The sequence below is a fragment of the Streptomyces sp. NPDC053513 genome (assembly GCF_044544765.1).
Lineage (GTDB): Bacteria > Actinomycetota > Actinomycetes > Streptomycetales > Streptomycetaceae > Streptomyces > Streptomyces litmocidini.
In genome coordinates this window covers 1-17,893 of sequence record NZ_JBITXP010000024.1, presented here as the reverse complement: position 1 = coordinate 17,893, position 17,893 = coordinate 1, and the positions used below count along the sequence as shown (strand labels likewise).

Genomic DNA, 17,893 nt, shown 5'->3' with positions numbered 1-17,893 from the left:
CGACACGTAACTCGAGGCGAGAGGCCTTCGACGTGGCAGCACCGCAGAACTACCTCGCAGTCATCAAGGTCATCGGTGTCGGCGGCGGTGGTGTCAATGCCATCAACCGAATGATCGAGGTCGGTCTCAAGGGCGTCGAGTTCATCGCGATCAACACCGACGCGCAAGCGCTGTTGATGAGCGACGCCGACGTCAAGCTCGACGTCGGCCGTGAACTCACCCGCGGCCTCGGGGCCGGGGCCAACCCGGCCGTCGGTCGCAAGGCGGCAGAGGACCACCGTGAGGAGATCGAGGAGGTCCTCAAGGGGGCCGACATGGTCTTCGTCACCGCCGGCGAAGGCGGCGGCACCGGCACCGGCGGCGCGCCCGTCGTCGCCAACATCGCGCGCTCCCTCGGCGCCCTCACGATCGGTGTGGTCACCCGGCCGTTCACCTTCGAGGGCCGTCGGCGCGCCAACCAGGCGGAGGACGGCATCGCCGAGCTCCGCGAAGAGGTCGACACCCTCATCGTCATCCCCAACGACCGGCTGCTCTCGATCTCGGACCGCCAGGTCTCCGTGCTCGACGCCTTCAAGTCGGCCGACCAGGTCCTCCTGAGCGGTGTCCAGGGCATCACCGACCTCATCACCACCCCGGGTCTGATCAACCTCGACTTCGCCGACGTGAAGTCGGTCATGTCCGAGGCCGGTTCGGCGCTCATGGGCATCGGCTCCGCCCGCGGCGACGACCGCGCGGTGGCGGCGGCCGAGATGGCGATCTCCTCGCCGCTCCTGGAGGCCTCCATCGACGGCGCCCGCGGCGTGCTGCTCTCCATCTCCGGCGGCAGCGACCTGGGCCTCTTCGAGATCAACGAGGCCGCGCAGCTGGTCAGCGAGGCGGCCCACCCCGAGGCCAACATCATCTTCGGCGCCGTCATCGACGACGCCCTCGGCGACGAGGTCCGGGTCACCGTCATCGCGGCCGGATTCGACGGCGGCCAGCCGCCGGCCCGCCGCGACAACATCATCGGCTCGGTCTCGGCCAAGCGCGAGGAGCCGGCCCCGGCGCCCCGCGTCACCGAGACCTCCCGCCCGCTGGGGGGCCTCGGCACGGTCGCCCCGCGCGAGGAGCCGGCCCCGGCCCCGGTCGAGCCCGCCCCGGTCGTCAACGAGACCCCGCTGGCCCCGGTCCCGCCGGTCGTCCCGCCGGCCCGTCCGTACGCGGACAGCCAGGCCGAGGAGCTGGACGTCCCGGACTTCCTGAAGTGATAGGACATCGCTTCGACGCGAACGGCGCCCACTTCGCCTTCACCGACCGGTGGGGCGGGGTGAGCGCCGTTCCGTACGAGGAGCTCAACCTCGGTGGAGCGGTGGGGGACGAGCCGGCGGCCGTGCGCGCCAACCGGGCCGCCGCCGCCGGAGCCCTCGGGCTCGACCCGGCGCGGGTGGTCTGGATGAACCAGGTGCACGGCGCGGACGTCGTCGAGGTCGACGGCCCCTGGGGGGACGCGGACATCCCGTCCGTCGACGCGATCGTCACCGCCCGGCCCGGACTCGCCCTCGCCGTGCTCACCGCGGACTGCGTCCCCGTCCTCCTCGCCGATCCGGTCGCCGGGGTCGCGGCCGCCGCCCACGCCGGGCGGCCCGGGATGGTCGCCGGAGTCGTCCCCGCCGCCGTCGCGGCGATGACGAAGCTCGGCGCCGAGCCCGCCCGGATCGTCGCCCGCACCGGACCCGCCGTCTGCGGCCGGTGCTACGAGGTGCCGGAGGCGATGCGCGCCGAGGTCGCGGCGGTCGAACCCGCCGCCCGCGCCGAGACCTCCTGGGGAACCCCCGCCGTCGACGTCGCCGCCGGAGTGCGCGCGCAGTTGGCGCGGCTCGGGGTCCGGGACGTCGAGGACGCCGGGGTCTGCACCCTGGAATCGCGTGACCACTACTCGTACCGCCGCGATCGCACCACAGGGCGACTCGCGGGATATGTCTGGTTGGACCGAGAAGAGACATGACGGATCGCAAGTCGGAACTCGCCGCGAACCTCGCGGCGGTGGAGGAGCGCATCGCCGCCGCCTGTGCCGCCGCCAAGCGTGAGCGGGAGGAGGTGACGCTGATCGTGGTCACCAAGACCTACCCCGCGAGCGACGTCAGGCTCCTGCACGAACTCGGGGTGCGGCACGTCGCCGAGAACCGCGACCAGGACGCCGCCCCCAAGGCGGCCGCCTGTGCCGACCTCGACCTGACCTGGCACTTCGTGGGTCAGTTGCAGACCAACAAGGTCAGATCCGTGGTGGGTTATGCCGATGTGGTGCAGTCCGTCGACCGCCTGAAGCTCGTTTCCTCGCTCTCCGCGGCCGCGGAGAAGGCGGGCCGCGAGCTCGGCTGCCTGATCCAGGTCGCGCTCGACGCCGAGTCCGGCGAGCGGGGCGACCGCGGCGGTGTCGCTCCGGACGGGATCGAGGAGTTGGCCGCGGCCGTCGACGCCGCGCCCGGACTGCGGCTCGACGGACTGATGACCGTCGCGCCGCTGGCCGGGGAGTACGCGGGCCGGCAACGCGCGGCCTTCGACCGGCTGATGGATTTGTCGACTGTCCTGCGCGCGACCCGTCCGGCTGCGAACATGGTGTCAGCGGGGATGAGTGCGGACCTGGAGGAGGCCGTCGCCGCCGGGGCGACACACGTACGCGTCGGTACGGCGGTACTCGGTGTCCGCCCGAAGCTCGGGTAACGTCGCGAAGCAAGTCGGACCACAGCAGAAAATATGGTCATTCCGCAGAACGGCGGGGTGGCCCGTGGATCGCCGGCACTTGGTGACAAGGCCGATCCACCACAGAGCGGAGGACTCAGAGAATGGCCGGCGCGATGCGCAAGATGGCGGTCTACCTCGGCCTCGTGGAGGACGATGGGTACGACGGCCGGGGCTTCGACCCCGACGACGACTTCGAACCCGAGCTGGAGCCGGAGCCCGAGCGCGACCGGCGCCACACCCCCCCGCGTCAGGTGGAGCGCGAGGAGCCGGTGCGAGTGGTGCAGCCTCCGGCCCCCCGGGAGCCGATCGCCCATTCTGTCCCGGTGCTCGCCGAAAGCGGACGTCCGGCCCGAATTGCCCCCGTGGCATCCATCACACCCGAACGCCCGAGCCTGGAGAAGAACGCACCGGTGATCATGCCCAAGGTCGTGTCCGAGCGGGAGCCGTACCGCATCACCACGCTGCATCCGCGGACCTACAACGAGGCCCGTACCATCGGGGAACACTTCCGTGAGGGCACCCCGGTGATCATGAACCTCACGGAGATGGACGACACGGACGCGAAGCGACTTGTCGACTTTGCCGCCGGACTGGTCTTCGGGCTCCATGGCAGCATTGAGCGCGTGACGCAGAAGGTGTTCCTGTTGTCGCCTGCTAACGTCGATGTCACGGCGGAGGACAAGGCCCGGATCGCAGAGGGCGGATTCTTCAACCAGAGCTGAGAACACGAGAACCGGACGGACCGGTCGCGAAGCGGCCGGACAAGCGAGAGCACGAAAGCCAGGGGAGAGGGAAACGCGGGATGGGCGTCGCACTACAGGTGGTCTACATCGTGCTGATGTGCTTCCTCGTCCTCCTGATCGTCCGGCTTGTCATGGACTACGTCTTCCAGTTCGCCCGTTCATGGCAACCCGGTAAGGCGATGGTGGTCGTCCTTGAGGCCACCTACACTGTCACCGATCCACCGCTCAAGCTTCTGCGGCGACTCATCCCGCCGCTGCGTCTCGGGGGCGTGGCACTCGACCTGTCCTTCTTCGTTCTGATGATCATCGTTTACATCCTGATCTCCATCGTGAGCAGCTTCGCGAGGTGATGGTGGAGGAACAAGTGGACGATACGGTCTTGCCGACTGCCGACGACTACGTAGAGGTGAAGAAGAGATGCCGCTGACCCCCGAGGACGTGCGGAACAAGCAGTTCACGACCGTCCGCCTTCGAGAAGGCTATGACGAGGACGAGGTCGATGCCTTCCTCGATGAGGTCGAAGCCGAACTGACCCGCCTGCTCCGCGAGAACGAGGACCTGCGCGCCAAGCTGGCCGCCGCGACGCGTGCCGCCGCGCAGAACCAGCAGCAGGGCATGCGCAAGGCCCCGGAGCCGCAGGATCGTCCCGGCGGTCCCGGCGCCCCCGTGCCCGCCGCCATATCCGGACCGCCGCAGCAGCAGCAGCCGCAGATGGGCCCGCCGCAGCTGCCGTCCGGCGCCCCCGCGCTGCCCGCCGGCCCGATGCAGGGCGGCCCCATGCAGGGCGGGCCCATGGGCCCCGGCCCGATGCAGGGCGGCCCCATGCAGGGCGGACCGATGGGCCCCGGCCCGATGCAGGGCGGCCCCATGGGTCACCCGCAGCAGCAGCAGATGCAGCCGCCGCAGATGCAGCAGCCGCAGCAGGGTCCCGGTGGCGACAGCGCCGCGCGTGTCCTCTCGCTCGCCCAGCAGACCGCCGACCAGGCGATCGCCGAGGCGCGCTCCGAGGCCAACAAGATCGTCGGCGAGGCGCGCTCGCGCGCCGAGGGCCTGGAGCGGGACGCCCGCGCCAAGGCGGACGCTCTTGAGCGGGACGCGCAGGAGAAGCACCGCGTCGCGATGGGCTCCCTGGAGTCCGCCCGCGCCACGCTGGAGCGCAAGGTCGAGGACCTGCGCGGCTTCGAGCGCGAGTACCGCACGCGTCTGAAGTCCTACCTGGAGTCGCAGCTGCGTCAGCTGGAGACCCAGGCGGACGACTCGCTGGCTCCGCCGCGCACCCCGGCCACGGCCTCGCTGCCGCCGGCCCCGTCGATGGCCTCGGCGGGCGCGAGCGCGCCGTCCTACGGCGGCAACGGCGCGATGGGTGGTGCGCCGTCCATGGGTGGCGCGCCCTCCTACGGCGGCCAGCAGCAGATGTCCCCCGCGATGACCCAGCCGATGGCTCCGGTCCGGCCGCAGGCCCCGCAGCCGATGCAGCAGGCGCCGGCGCCGATGCGTGGGTTCCTCATCGACGAGGACGACAACTGAGGCGGCGGGTGCGCGTGCGCTGAGCACGTAGCCGTCGGCAGTCTTGAAGGGCCGGTTCCCCCTGGGGAGCCGGCCCTTCGGCGTACCCCTCGCCCCCGCGAGCCCGCGCCCGGGTGGGCGGCTCCCCGCCCGTGTGGGGCCCGCGCCTTGCGGGGCGGCGCCCCCGCCTCGCCCGTGCGGGCTGCGCCCGCGCCCTGCTGGGCGGCGCCCCTCCCGCACCCCCGTGTGGGCAGTCGTCCCGCTGGGGCGGGACGGGTGGGCACACGGGACGGCGCCCTTAGCGGCGCCTCCGCGTTCCGCGCCCTGACCCGCACCCCGTGCGCGGTGCACCTAGGGGTGCGGGTCGGGGCACCAGCCTCGGGCGCCGGCAGGGCGCGGGTCCGTTGTGCCCACCCGTTCCGCCCCAGCGGAACGATTGCCCACAACGGGGCGCGGGGGTGGGCACCGCCCCGCGGGCGCAGCCCACTGCGGGGCAGTGGGGTGGGCACCGCCCCGGCGGGCGGCCCACGACGGGGGGCGCGGGGGTGGGTGCCGCCCCGGTGGGGCGGGTGTGGCGAAGGGCCCGGGTCCCCGGTGGGGGCGGGCCCTTCGTCGTGGGGGGTCAGGCCTTGCGGAGGCGGAAGGTGAGGGACAGGCCCTCGTCCTCGAAGGCCGCGCCGTACGAGTCGTCGGCCTCGCCCTGCGCGTAGTCCGTCGCCAGGACCTCGTCCGCGATGAGGGTCGCGTGGGCCGTCAGGGCCTCCACGGTCTCCGCGGACGGGGACGTCCACCGCAGCGCGATGCGGTCCGCGACGTCCAGGCCGCTGTTCTTGCGGGCCTCCTGGATCAGGCGGATCGCGTCACGGGCCAGGCCGGCGCGCCGGAGCTCCGGGGTGATCTCCAGGTCCAGGGCGACCGTCGCGCCCGCGTCGGAGGCGACCGACCAGCCCTCACGGGGGGTCTCCGTGATGATGATCTCCTCCGGGGTGACGGTGATGTCCTCGCCGTTCACCGACAGGACGGCCTCGCCGGAGCGGAGGGCCAGCGACAGCGCCGCCGCGTCGGCCGCGGCCACCGCCTTGGCCACGTCCTGGACGCCCTTGCCGAAGCGCTTGCCCAGGGCACGGAAGTTCGCCTTGGCGGTGGTGTCGACGAGCGAACCGCCGACCTCCGACAGGGAGGCGAGCGAGGAGACGTTCAGCTCCTCCGTGATCTGGGCCTGGAGCTCCGGCGACAGGGCCGTGAAGCCGGTCGCTGCGACCAGCGCGCGGGACAGCGGCTGGCGGGTCTTCACGCCGGACTCCGCGCGCGTCGCCCGGCCCAGCTCGACCAGGCGGCGGACCAGGAGCATCTGCTCGGAGAGGGTGCCGTCGATCAGGGCGGCGTCGGCCTCGGGCCAGGTGGAGAGGTGGACCGACTCGGGGGCGTCCGGCGTCACCGGGACGACCAGGTCCTGCCAGACCCGCTCCGTGATGAAGGGGGTCAGCGGGGCCATCAGGCGGGTGACCGTCTCGATGACGTCGTGGAGCGTGCGCAGCGCCGCGGCGTCGCCCTGCCAGAAGCGGCGGCGGGAGCGGCGCACGTACCAGTTGGAGAGGTCGTCGACGAACGCCGAGACGAGCTTGCCGGTGCGCTGGGTGTCGTACGACTCCATCGCCTCGGTGGTCTCGGCGACCAGCGTGTTCAGCTCGGAGAGCAGCCAGCGGTCGAGGACCGTGCGGTCGGCCGGCGCCGGGTCGGCGGCGCTGGGCGCCCAGCCGGACGTGCGGGCGTACAGCGCCTGGAAGGCGACCGTGTTCCAGTAGGTGAGGAGCGTCTTGCGGACGACCTCCTGGATGGTGCCGTGGCCGACGCGACGGGCCGCCCACGGCGAGCCGCCGGCCGCCATGAACCAGCGGACCGCGTCGGCGCCGTGCTGGTCCATGAGCGGGATCGGCTGGAGGATGTTGCCCAGGTGCTTGGACATCTTCCGGCCGTCCTCGGCGAGGATGTGGCCGAGGCAGACCACGTTCTCGTAGGACGACTTGTCGAAGACCAGGGTGCCGACCGCCATCAGCGTGTAGAACCAGCCGCGGGTCTGGTCGATGGCCTCGGAGATGAACTGCGCCGGGTAGCGGGACTCGAACAGTTCCTTGTTCTCGTACGGGTAGCCGTACTGCGCGAACGGCATCGAGCCCGAGTCGTACCAGGCGTCGATGACCTCCGGCACGCGGGTGGCGGTCTTCGAGCAGGTGGGGCACGGGAAGGTGACCGCGTCGATGTACGGGCGGTGCGGGTCGAGCTCCGACTGGTCGGTGCCCGTCAGCTCGGTGAGTTCCGCGCGCGAGCCCACGCAGGTCAGGTGGTCGTCCTCGCAGCGCCAGATCGGCAGCGGGGTGCCCCAGTAGCGGTTGCGGGAGAGCGCCCAGTCGATGTTGTTGTTCAGCCAGTCGCCGAAGCGGCCGTGCTTGACCGACTCGGGGAACCAGTTCGTCTTCTCGTTCTCTTCGAGGAGACGGTCCTTCACGGCGGTCGTACGGATGTACCAGGACGGCTGCGCGTAGTAGAGCAGGGCCGTGTGGCAGCGCCAGCAGTGCGGGTAGCTGTGCTCGTACGCGATGTGCCTGAAGAGCAGGCCGCGCGCGTCCAGGTCGGCGGTGAGCGCCTCGTCGGCCTTCTTGAAGAAGACGCCCCCGACCAGGGGCACGTCCTCCTCGAAGGTGCCGTCGGGGCGGACCGGGTTCACGACCGGCAGGCCGTACGCCTTGCAGACCTTGAGGTCGTCCTCACCGAAGGCGGGGGACTGGTGGACCAGACCCGTGCCGTCCTCGGTCGTGACGTACTCGGCGTTCACGACGTAGTGGGCGGGCTCGGGGAACTCGATCAGCTCGAAGGGGCGCCGGTACGTCCAGCGCTCCATCTCCGCGCCCGTGAAGGACTCGCCCGTGGTGACCCAGCCCTCGCCGAGCGCCTTCTCGAGCAGCGGCTGGGCGACGACGACGCGCTCGTCGCCGTCCGTGGCGACCACGTACGTCACCTCGGGGTGCGCGGCGACCGCCGTGTTGGACACCAGCGTCCAGGGGGTCGTCGTCCAGACCAGGAGCGCCGCCTTGCCCGCGAGGGGGCCGGAGGTCAGCGGGAAGCGGACGTAGACCGAGGGGTCGACGACCGTCTCGTAGCCCTGGGCCAGCTCGTGGTCGGAGAGGCCGGTGCCGCAGCGGGGGCACCAGGGGGCGACGCGGTGGTCCTGGACGAGCAGGTCCTTGTCGAAGATCTGCTTGAGGGACCACCAGACCGACTCGATGTACGAGGGGTCCATGGTCCGGTAGGCGTCGTCGAGGTCGACCCAGTAGCCCATGCGGGTGGTGAGCTCGGCGAAGGCGTCGGTGTGCCGGGTCACGGACTCGCGGCACTTGGCGTTGAACTCGGCGATGCCGTACGCCTCGATGTCCTTCTTGCCGGAGAAGCCGAGCTCCTTCTCGACGGCGAGCTCGACCGGCAGGCCGTGGCAGTCCCAGCCGGCCTTGCGGGCCACGTGGTAGCCGCGCATGGTCCGGAAGCGGGGGAAGACGTCCTTGAAGACGCGGGCCTCGATGTGGTGGGCGCCGGGCATGCCGTTGGCGGTGGGCGGGCCTTCGTAGAACACCCACTCGGGGCGTCCCTCGGACTGCTCCAGGGTCTTCGCGAAGACCTTGCTCTCGCGCCAGAAATCGAGCACGGCGTGCTCCAGCGCGGGCAGGTCGACCTGGGCGGGCACCTGGCGGTACTGCGACATCGATCTTCCTCCGGCGGACGGTTCTCTTCCGTCGGAGGGACGAGAGCACTGCTCCCGCGGTACCACCCTCCTTGGCCCCGGACGTGATCGCCCTGAGCCCCCTCATTGGGGTCGCGACGCCGGGTCTAGTCACCGCCCTGTCGTGCGGCTTTCTTCCGACGGCTCCGGGGTGATGCTTCACATCGGGCTCGCCCCCGGGCTCTCACCGTCCCCGGGTCGCTCATGGCTGCTTGCGACGCTACTCGTCCCCATCCACGCCTTTCGCTGTGGCCAGTGTACGGGGCCCGGAGGCGGGCGGCAGACCGGTTTTCCCGTGACCCGAATGGCCATACGGGGGGTGCCGGACTTCCGTTGCGGCCATGTGGGGGAGGGGAGGGACGGATAACCGGGCGGGGAGCTGGGCACAACGGAGGCAGGCCCGCCCCGCGGGGAGCGGGGGCGGGTGGGAACGGCGGCGTGCCCCGTTGCCGCGGGCCTTGGGCCGATTTATCGTCCCAGCACGATTCGCGAGCAAGATCACAAAATGTGAAGGGGCCGCGACATGGTGGCGAAGAAGACCGCCGCGAAGAAGACCTCGGCCGCCGGTTCCACCGGTGCGGCCGAGGTCGCCAAGGACGTGGCCGGCAAGAAGACGGCGGTCGCCGGGAAGTCGGTCGCGGTCGACGGGAAGACGCCCGCCGAGAAGACGGTCGCCAGGAAGACGGTCGCGAAGAAGGCGCCGGCCGGGAAGGCCGCGGCCCGGAAGGCGGCCGCCGAGGGCGCCGCCCCCGGTGGGCGCGGCGCGGCGGTCTCCGCCCCCGACGCCTCCGCCCCGAAGACGCCCGCCAAGAAGGCCGTGGCGAAGAAGGCGGCCGCCAGGAAGGCGCCCGCCGCCAAGAAGCAGACAGGAGCCAGGACGGTGGCAGCGAAGAAGACCGCGGGTGGCGTCACGACCGTCGGGGGCGGGGCGGCGGTGCCCCCGGCACGGGCCGGCGAGCTCGCCGTGCGGCCCGGCGAGGACCCCTGGACGCCGGAGGAGGTCGCCGAGGCCCGCAGCGGGCTCCAGGCGGAGGTGCTGCGGCTGCGCAGCGAGCTCGTCCACTCCCAGGAGGAGCTGACCGGCCTGATGCGGGACTCGGGCGACGGCGCCGGGGACGACCAGGCCGACACGGGCACCAAGAACATCACGCGCGAGCACGAGCTGGCCCTCGCCGCGAACGCCCGGGAGATGCTGGAGCAGACCGAGCACGCCCTGGAGCGGCTCGACGCGGGCACGTACGGCCTGTGCGAGGTGTGCGGGAAGCCGATCGGCAAGGCGCGGATGCAGGCCTTCCCGCGGGCCACGCTCTGCGTCGAGGACAAACAGCGACAGGAGCGGCGCGGCTGACGGTCGCGGCTGCCGGTCTCGTACGCCTGTGCCGTACCCTCGACGCACGGTCAGGCATCGAGGTCGAGGGACTCACTCACGTGGCAGAGGCGGAGCGCATCATCGGTACGCCGGATTCAGCAGGGGCCGACGGGACGGCCCCCTCCGAGGAGTCGGCGGCCCGCCGGGAGGCCGCGGCCCCGGGCGGCGCGTCGGACCACGACGGCGCGCCGGCACCCGACGGCGCGGCCGCTCCCGCGGAGCGCCCCCGGGGCAGGCGCAGGATCGTCGCCCTCTTCGTCGTGGCCGTGCTCGCCTACCTGCTCGACCTCGGCAGCAAGATGCTGGTGGTCGCCAAGCTGGAGGGCCACGAGCCGATCGACCTGGTCGGCGACCTGCTGCGGCTCGACGCCATCCGGAACCCGGGCGCCGCCTTCGGCATGGGCGAGGCCTTCACGATCATCTTCACCTGCATCGCGGCCGCCGTGATCGTCGTGATCATCCGGCTGGCCCGGAAGCTCTACAGCCTGCCCTGGGCGATCGCGCTGGGCCTGCTGCTCGGCGGGGCGCTCGGCAACCTCACGGACCGGATCTTCCGCTCGCCGGGCGTCTTCGAGGGCGCGGTCGTGGACTTCATCGCCCCCGCCCACTTCGCCGTCTTCAACCTCGCCGACTCGGCGATCGTCTGCGGCGGCATCCTGATCGTCATCCTGTCGTTCCGGGGCCTGGACCCCGACGGCACCGTCCACAAGGACTGAGCCCGACCCCCGGCGGAAGACGAGGTGTCCTCCGCACAAGGCATACTCGACGGGTGAGCACGAGTCCCGAGATCCGCACGCTGCCCGTTCCCGATGGCCTGGAGGGCGAGCGCGTCGACGCCGCCATCGCCCGCATGTTCGGGTTCTCCCGTACGAAGGCGGCCGAGCTGGCCGCCGCAGGGAAGGTCCAGGTCGACGGCTCGGTCGTCGGCAAGTCCGAGCGGGTCAGCGGCGGCGCGTGGCTCGAGGTCGAGATGCCGGGCGCGCCCGCCCCCGTGCAGGTCGTCGCCGAGCCCGTCGAGGGCATGGAGATCGTCCACGACGACGACGACATCGTCGTGATCATGAAGCCGATCGGCGTCGCCGCCCACCCCAGCCCCGGCTGGACCGGCACCACGGTCATCGGCGGCCTCGCCGCCGCCGGCTACCGGATCTCCACCTCCGGCGCCGCCGAGCGCCAGGGCATCGTGCACCGCCTCGACGTCGGCACCTCCGGTCTGATGGTGGTCGCCAAGTCGGAGTACGCGTACACCTCGCTCAAGCGCCAGTTCAAGGAGCGCACGGTCGACAAGCGCTACCACGCGCTGGTCCAGGGCCACCCGGACCCGATGAGCGGCACCATCGACGCGCCGATCGGCCGGCACCCGAACCACGACTACAAGTGGGCGGTCACCGCCGACGGCAAGCCCTCCGTCACGCACTACGACCTCATCGAGGCGTACCGCTCGGCCTCGCTGCTCGACATCAAGCTGGAGACGGGTCGCACCCACCAGATCCGGGTGCACATGTCCGCCCACCGCCACCCCTGCGTCGGCGACCTCACCTACGGCGCCGACCCGACGCTCGCCAAGCGCCTCGGCCTGACCCGGCAGTGGCTGCACGCCGTCCGCCTCGGCTTCGAGCACCCGGGCGACGGCTCCTGGGTCGAGTTCGCCAGCACCTACCCCGAGGACCTGCAGAAGGCCCTCGACCGGATCGCCGCGGAGAGCCGGTGACCGACGCGTACACCGTCCGGGAGGCGAGCGGCACCGAGGACCGGGAGGCCTGCTTCTCGGTGCGCCGCGAGGTCTTCGTCGAGGAGCAGGGCGTCCCGCAGGAGCTGGAGTACGACACGTACGACGCGACCGCGGTGCACGTGCTCGCGGTGGGCGCGGACGGACTGCCGCTGGGCACCGGCCGCCTGCTGCACGGGGCGGACGCGGTCGGCAAGACCGGCGCCGACGCCTCCGTCGGCTCCCTCGGCCGGCTCGCCGTCGCCAAGGCGGCGCGGGGGCTCGGGGTCGGCGCGGCGCTCGTGCGGGGCATCGAGGACGCGGCGCGCGAGCGCGGTCTGAGCGCCGTCGACCTGCACGCGCAGACCCACGCGCTCGGCTTCTACGAGCGGCTCGGCTACGTGGCGTACGGGCCCGAGTTCCCGGACGCGGGGATGCCGCACCGGGCCATGAGGCGCACGCTGTGAAGCCGTGAGGCGCACGCTGTAAAACGTCCAGCGGGGGCGATTGCCTCCAAAACGGACGTACGTGACAGGGTGGGGCCGTGGATCAATTGGCCCTGCTCTTCCTGCTGCTCCTCGGCGCCCTGCTCACCGTGCCCCTCGGTGAGCGGCTCGGACTGCCCGCGCCGGTCCTGATGACCCTCATCGGGATCGTGCTGGCCTTCCTGCCCTTCGTACCGAACGTCGAGATCCCGCCGGAGTTCATCCTCCCGCTGGTGCTGCCGCCCCTGCTGTACGCCTCCGTGCAGCGGACCTCCTGGCGGCAGTTCGCGGCCAACAGACGGCCCATCTTCCTGCTCGCGGTCGCGCTGGTCTTCGTCACCACCGCCGCCGTCGGCGCGGTCGCGCACTCGCTCGTGCCCGGCCTCCCGCTGGCCGCCGCCCTGGCGCTCGGCGCCCTCGTCGCGCCGCCGGACCCGGTCGCCGCGACCGCCGTGGCCGGCTCGCTCGGGCTGCCCCGCCGGCTGGTGTCGATCCTGGAGGGCGAGGGGCTCTTCAACGACGTCACCGCCATCGTGCTCTACCACGTGGCGATCTCCGCCGTCGTCAGCGGCTCCTTCTCCTGGCCCGAGGCGCTCGGCCAGTTCGTGCTCTCCGCCGTGGTCGCCGTGGCCGTCGGCCTGGCGCTCGGCTGGCTCGCCAACAAGCTCATCGGACTCCTCGGCGACGCCACCCTGCAGACCGGCCTCACCCTCCTCGTCCCCTTCGTGAGCTACGTCGTCGCCGAGGAGCTGCACGGCTCCGGCGTCCTCGCCGTCCTGCTCACCGCGCTCTTCCTGGCCGAACACGCGGCCGACGCCGACGACGTCATGGGCCGGCTCGCCGGCCAGACCTTCTGGCAGGTCGTCGACACCCTCGTCACCGGCATCGCCTTCGGCCTCATCGGCCTGGAGCTCATCCACGTCTTCGGGGTCGCCGAGGGGCGCGGCCGGGAGATGCTCGGCTGGGGCGCCGTCGTCGTCGGCGTGGTCGTCGGCGTCCGCCTTCTGTGGCTGCTCCCCGCCACCTGGCTGGCGAAGCGGCTGCACACGCTCCGGGACGTCGACGAGGAGATCCCGATGAGCTGGCGGGAGACCGTCGTCATGTGGTGGGCGGGGATGCGCGGGGTGGCCTCGGTGGCGCTGGCGCTCGCCATTCCGCTCCGCACCGACGACGGCGCGCCCTTCCCCGGTCGCGACGAGATCGTCTTCATCGCCTTCTGTGTGATCATCGCCACTCTCGTCTTCCAGGGCCTCACGCTGCCCTGGCTGGTCAAGCGGCTCGGGGTGCGGGCCGACGCGGACGCCGAGCGCGCCCTGGAGCGCGAGCTCGCGATCCGGGCCGCGAAGGCCGCCAAGCGCAGGCTCAAGGAGATCGAGGAGGTCGAGGAGCTGCCCGAGGAGGTCCAGGAGCGGCTGATGCGCGGGGCGTACGACATCGGGGCGCGGATCAGCCCGGACATGGTGGACGACGAGCGGCGGGCCGCCTTCGTGGAGCGGACGAAGCGGTTCAAGGCGGTGCAGCGGATCCAGCGGGAGCTGATGTCGGCCGCCCGGCACGAGATCCTCGCGGCCCGCAGCGAACCGGGCGCCGACCCCGAGGTGGTGGACCGGGTGCTGCGCCACCTGGACGTGCGCAGCATGCGCTGACGGCCGGGCCCGTCCGGCGGGTCGGGGCCGGGCGGGTCCGGTCCGGCGGGTCGGGACCTGCCGGTGGTGGGCCGGGCCTGCCGGTGGTGGGCCGGGCCCCGTCGGCGCCGGGTGGCAGGATGGGACGCATGGACATCATGCTCTTCCACTCGGCCTACGGGCTGACCCCTTCCGTCGAGGCGGCCGCCGAGCGGCTCCGGGCCGCCGGTCACCGGGTCTGGACGCCGGACCTCTACGGCGGCCGGACGGTCGGGAGCGTCGAGGAGGGCGTGAAGCTCCGGGACGAGATCGGCAAGGACGAGCTGCTGAAGCGCGCGGTCCTGGCCGCCGCCCCCTACTCGGAGCGGGGCCTGGTCTACATGGGCCTCTCCCTCGGGGCCTCGATCGCGCAGACCCTGGCGCTCGGGGACGAGAAGGCGCGCGGGCTGCTGCTGTTCCACGGCACCTCGGACCTCGCGGAGTCCGCCTCGGTGGACGAGCTGCCGGTCCAGCTGCACGTGGCCGAGCCCGACCCCTTCGAGACGGACGACTGGCTGTCCTCCTGGTACCTCCAGATGCGCAGGGCCGGGGCGGAGGTGGAGATCCACCGCTACCAGGGCGCGGGGCACATCTACACGGACCCGGAGCTGCCCGACTGGGACGAGGAGGCGGCGGAGCGGACCTGGTCGGTGGCGCTCGCCTTCCTCGACGAACTCGGCGAGCCGTAGGACGGCACGGAAAAGGGGTGTGGCCCCCGGGGAGTCCCCCGGGGGCCACACTCATGCTCCGCGGACGGTCCGTCAGGCGCGGTACGCGACCCAGGAGTCGTTCATGCGGGTCACCTGGCCCGAGGTGAACTGGTACATGCAGGAGTCGTACGTGTAGTCCATGAAGTTGTGGATCGGGTCCACACCGGCCTTCGAGGTGCAGGAGTCACGGCCGGTCGGGCACTCGTACGCGGGGCTCTTCTCGGCCGGGGTGTCGGCGACGTAGTCGCCGTTGCCCGTGCAGCCGCCCTGGAAGGTGTGGTACAGGCCCATCCAGTGGCCGACCTCGTGGGTGGCGGTGTCGCCCTCGTTGTAGTTGGCGGCGGAGCCGCCCGGGAGCGAGGCGTCGAGGATGACGACGCCGTCCATCTTCGGCTGGGACGCGTAGGAGCTGGGGAAGGTCGCCCAGCCGAGCAGGCCGCCGCCGAGGTTGGCGGTGTAGACGTTCAGGGCGTTGGCGCCGCCCTTGCGCAGGGTGTTCTTCATGTCCTTCTCGGCCTGCGAGCCCGAGGACACGTTGTACCAGGTGGCGTTGTCCGTGTAGTCGGTGCCGGCCAGCGAGAACTGGAAGCCCGTGTTCACGTTGCCGGTGCCCTGGCCCGCGTAGGCGGCGTTGAGGACGGCCATCTGGTTGCTGATGGCGGTGGCGGAGAGCTTGCCCGTCGTGCCGCTGTGGATCACGTGGAAGTAGACGGGGATGGTGGCGCCGGCGGCGGCGTTGGCGGCGCTGAGGCGGCCGGAGTTCCGGGCGGCGGAGACCTTCTTCTTCAGGTCGTCGTCCATGGCCTTGGCCTGGGCGGCGGTGACGTCGTTGGGCTCGGCCTTGGTGGCGTCGCCCTTCGCCTTGCGGGCGCCGGAGAGGGCGGTGGTGCCGTCCGCGCACTTCTCGGCCGACGCCAGCGTGGTGGTCGACGGGGTGGCCGCCGGGGCGGACAGCGGGGCCAGGGCCAGGGTTCCGGCCATGACGGCCGTGCCGATCATACGACGTGACATACGCGGTGATATGCGGACGAGAGCACGCACGGTGACTCCTTGCGGGGGGTTGCGGAGAGGGACTTCCTCGCCACCGCCCGGAGATTACGCGTCCATGTCATATGTCGTTGAGCATGGATCAGGCCCAATCATTCGTGGGGCAATACGGGTCATCGGGAAGAAAAACTTGCGTCGCTTCCAGGGTTTGAGACACGGACGTAACGAACGAAGTGACAGAGGCGGGTGGTGTGTCCGGATTCGATCTCCGGAACCCACCACCCGCCGTAGTGATGTGATCTCCCGTTAACACAAGAGATCATGGCTGAAAATCGCCGTTCGGGCGACGGTCACAGCACCGGCTGGTACACCCGCTCGACACGCTGCGTTCCGCTCAGCGTCCGGTACGAGCGCGCCCAGGCCGCCGTCGCGGCCGGGTCCCGCTTGTCGGAGACCGTGTAGTAATCCATCTGCGAGCGCGCGGCGGTCACGTCGAGCACGCCGTACCCGTGGTGGTCCATGTCCACCCACTTCACATGGCGGTTGGCGGCCTTCACGGCGCCCGCGGCCACCACCGAGAGCGTGCCCGGCGCCACGTGCAGCAGGTCGTCCAGGTTGTCCGAGGTCACCGAGGTGACCACGAACTCGGTCGCCGCCGACTCCGAGAGCGGGTACGTCGCGGCCTTCACCGGCACGTCGTTGGCCCAGGCCATGTGGATGTCGCCGGTCAGGAAGACCGTGTTCCGGATCGCCCGCGACGTCAGGTGCGCGAGCAGCTCCTTGCGGTCGTCGGTGTAGCCGTCCCACTGGTCGACGTTGACCGCGATCCCCTCCTTCGGCAGGCCGAGCAACTCGGCGAGCGGCTCCAGGAGGTACGCCGGCAGCGAGCCGAAGGCGACCGGCGAGATCATCACCGAGGTGCCGACCAGCTGCCAGGTCGCGTCCGAACCGGCCAGACCGGCCTTGAGCCAGTCCAGCTGCGCGCGGCCGGTGATGCTGCGCTCCGGGTCGTCGACCGTGCCGCTGCCCGTCTTCGCCGGCGCGGACCGGAACGAACGCAGGTCGAGCAGATGCAGATCGGCCAGTCTGCCGAAGCGCAGCCGCCGGAAGACCGTGCCCTCCGTGGAGGTGCGGACCGGCATCCACTCGAAGTAGGCCTGCTTCGCGGCGGCCACCCGGGCCGCCCACTCGCCCTCGGCGCCCGGGGTGTGGTTCTCGGCCCCGCCCGACCAGGCGTCGTTGGCGAACTCGTGGTCGTCCCAGATGGCGATGACCGGGTGCGCCGCGTGCAGCGCCTGGAGGTCGGCGTCCGTCTTGTACTTCCCGTGCCGGGTGCGGTAGTCGGCGAGCGAGACGATCTCGTGGCGCGGCTCGTGCTGCCGGACCACGTACTTGGCCTCGGGGTAGGCGCCGGTGGCGTACTCGTACAGGTAGTCGCCGAGGTGGAGGACCGCGTCCAGGTCGGTGCGGGCCGCGAGGTGGCGGTACGCGGAGAAGTGGCCGGACTCCCAGTTGGCGCAGGAGACCACGCCGAAGCGGACGCCGGGTGCGGCGGAGTCGGCGGCGGGCGCGGTGCGGGTGCGGGCGGCCGGGGAGACGACGGCGCCCGCGGTGAAGCGGAACCAGTAGGCGGTGGCCGGGCGCAGGCCCCGGACGTCGGCCTTCACCGTGTGGTCGGAGGCGGCGCTCGCCGTGGTGGTGCCGGAGGCGACGACCCGGGCGAAGGCGCGGTCCTCGGCGAGCTCCCAGCCGACCTGGACGTCGGGGCCGAGGCCGGATCCGGGCACGGCCTCGGGAACGGGGGTGACGCGCGTCCAGAGCAGGACGCCGTCGGGCAGCGGGTCGCCGGAGGCGACGCCGTGGAGGAAGGCGGGCGCCCCGGTGTCCGCGAGCGCCGGGGCGGCCGCGCCCAGGAGGGCGGGCGCGACGGCGGCGGTGGCGGCGGCGGCCTTGACGACCGAGCGCCGGGTGGGGGCAGGGGATATGAAACGACTGGTCACGGGCAGTCAGATTACTGACGGGTACGCCCGAGGGGCAGGCGAATTCCGGAAGTTCGCCCACTCGTCGCCCGGAGGACGCCCGGGTCCCGTAACGCCCGGGTCCCGTACCGCCCGGACACGAACGCCCGGACGTGGGGGGGGGGGGGGGGGGGGGGGGGGGGGGGGGGGGGGGGGGGGGGGGGGGGGGGGGGGGGGGGGGGGGGGGGGGGGGGGGGGGGGGGGGGGGGG

At 72.0% G+C, this 17,893-nt stretch carries 15 protein-coding genes; 12 read left to right on the top strand and 3 right to left on the bottom strand.

The window, feature by feature from the left end:
* Positions 1–32 precede the first annotated feature (32 nt).
* The 6 genes from ftsZ to ACIGW4_RS30160 all read left to right on the top strand — a co-directional run bounded on the left by ftsZ (position 33) and on the right by ACIGW4_RS30160 (position 4,991).
* Positions 33–1,247, top strand: a complete 1,215-nt coding sequence (gene ftsZ / locus ACIGW4_RS30185) for a cell division protein FtsZ (protein ID WP_359592351.1) — start codon at positions 33–35, stop codon at positions 1,245–1,247.
* Positions 1,244–1,984, top strand: a complete 741-nt coding sequence (gene pgeF, locus ACIGW4_RS30180; RefSeq protein ID WP_123451404.1) for a peptidoglycan editing factor PgeF — start codon at positions 1,244–1,246, stop codon at positions 1,982–1,984. The genes ftsZ and pgeF overlap by 4 nt, the downstream gene beginning before the upstream one ends.
* Complete coding sequence (locus tag ACIGW4_RS30175) at positions 1,981–2,700, top strand: YggS family pyridoxal phosphate-dependent enzyme (RefSeq protein WP_123451402.1); 720 nt, start codon at positions 1,981–1,983, stop codon at positions 2,698–2,700. The genes pgeF and ACIGW4_RS30175 overlap by 4 nt, the downstream gene beginning before the upstream one ends.
* Before the next feature lie 122 nt (positions 2,701–2,822).
* A complete protein-coding gene (locus tag ACIGW4_RS30170; RefSeq protein ID WP_030693462.1) occupies positions 2,823–3,443 on the top strand; it encodes a cell division protein SepF in 621 nt (206 codons plus the stop codon).
* 80 nt (positions 3,444–3,523) lie between these two features.
* The gene (locus tag ACIGW4_RS30165) at positions 3,524–3,814 is read left to right on the top strand and encodes a YggT family protein (protein WP_017238790.1); all 291 of its coding nucleotides are present in this window, start codon (positions 3,524–3,526) and stop codon (positions 3,812–3,814) included.
* A gap of 67 nt (positions 3,815–3,881) precedes the next feature.
* Complete coding sequence (locus ACIGW4_RS30160) at positions 3,882–4,991, top strand: DivIVA domain-containing protein (protein WP_123451400.1); 1,110 nt, start codon at positions 3,882–3,884, stop codon at positions 4,989–4,991.
* 601 nt (positions 4,992–5,592) lie between these two features.
* On the opposite strand, the gene ileS is transcribed toward ACIGW4_RS30160, so the two are convergent.
* Positions 5,593–8,724: an isoleucine--tRNA ligase gene (ileS, locus tag ACIGW4_RS30155; RefSeq protein WP_399584113.1), complete on the bottom strand. Its 3,132-nt coding sequence runs from the start codon at positions 8,722–8,724 to the stop codon at positions 5,593–5,595.
* Positions 8,725–9,265: 541 nt separating this feature from the next.
* Between ileS and ACIGW4_RS30150 the strand changes: the two genes are divergently transcribed.
* The 6 genes from ACIGW4_RS30150 to ACIGW4_RS30125 all read left to right on the top strand — a co-directional run bounded on the left by ACIGW4_RS30150 (position 9,266) and on the right by ACIGW4_RS30125 (position 14,657).
* Positions 9,266–10,090, top strand: coding sequence for a TraR/DksA family transcriptional regulator (locus ACIGW4_RS30150; RefSeq protein WP_399584110.1), 825 nt, complete (start codon positions 9,266–9,268; stop codon positions 10,088–10,090).
* Positions 10,091–10,170: 80 nt separating this feature from the next.
* Positions 10,171–10,827, top strand: coding sequence for a signal peptidase II (gene lspA, locus ACIGW4_RS30145; protein ID WP_398712675.1), 657 nt, complete (start codon positions 10,171–10,173; stop codon positions 10,825–10,827).
* A 53-nt stretch (positions 10,828–10,880) separates the two neighbouring features.
* Positions 10,881–11,822 carry an RluA family pseudouridine synthase gene (locus ACIGW4_RS30140; RefSeq protein WP_123451392.1) on the top strand — a complete coding sequence of 314 codons (942 nt, stop codon included), beginning with the start codon at positions 10,881–10,883 and terminating at the stop codon, positions 11,820–11,822.
* Entirely contained in the window at positions 11,819–12,286 is a 468-nt protein-coding gene (locus tag ACIGW4_RS30135; protein WP_123451390.1) for a GNAT family N-acetyltransferase, read from the top strand. The genes ACIGW4_RS30140 and ACIGW4_RS30135 overlap by 4 nt, the downstream gene beginning before the upstream one ends.
* A 77-nt stretch (positions 12,287–12,363) precedes the next feature.
* Positions 12,364–13,950: a Na+/H+ antiporter gene (locus ACIGW4_RS30130; protein WP_123451388.1), complete on the top strand. Its 1,587-nt coding sequence runs from the start codon at positions 12,364–12,366 to the stop codon at positions 13,948–13,950.
* Between the two features lie 128 nt (positions 13,951–14,078).
* Entirely contained in the window at positions 14,079–14,657 is a 579-nt protein-coding gene (locus ACIGW4_RS30125; protein WP_185094506.1) for a dienelactone hydrolase family protein, read from the top strand.
* 72 nt (positions 14,658–14,729) lie between these two features.
* Here the strand turns inward: ACIGW4_RS30125 and ACIGW4_RS30120 are convergent, their stop codons facing one another.
* Both ACIGW4_RS30120 and ACIGW4_RS30115 read right to left on the bottom strand, forming a co-directional pair.
* Entirely contained in the window at positions 14,730–15,689 is a 960-nt protein-coding gene (locus ACIGW4_RS30120; protein WP_399584106.1) for a zinc metalloprotease, read from the bottom strand.
* 326 nt (positions 15,690–16,015) lie between these two features.
* On the bottom strand, positions 16,016–17,665 hold the full coding sequence (locus tag ACIGW4_RS30115; RefSeq protein ID WP_123451382.1) for an alkaline phosphatase: 1,650 nt from the start codon (positions 17,663–17,665) through the stop codon (positions 16,016–16,018).
* Positions 17,666–17,893: the final 228 nt, after the last annotated feature.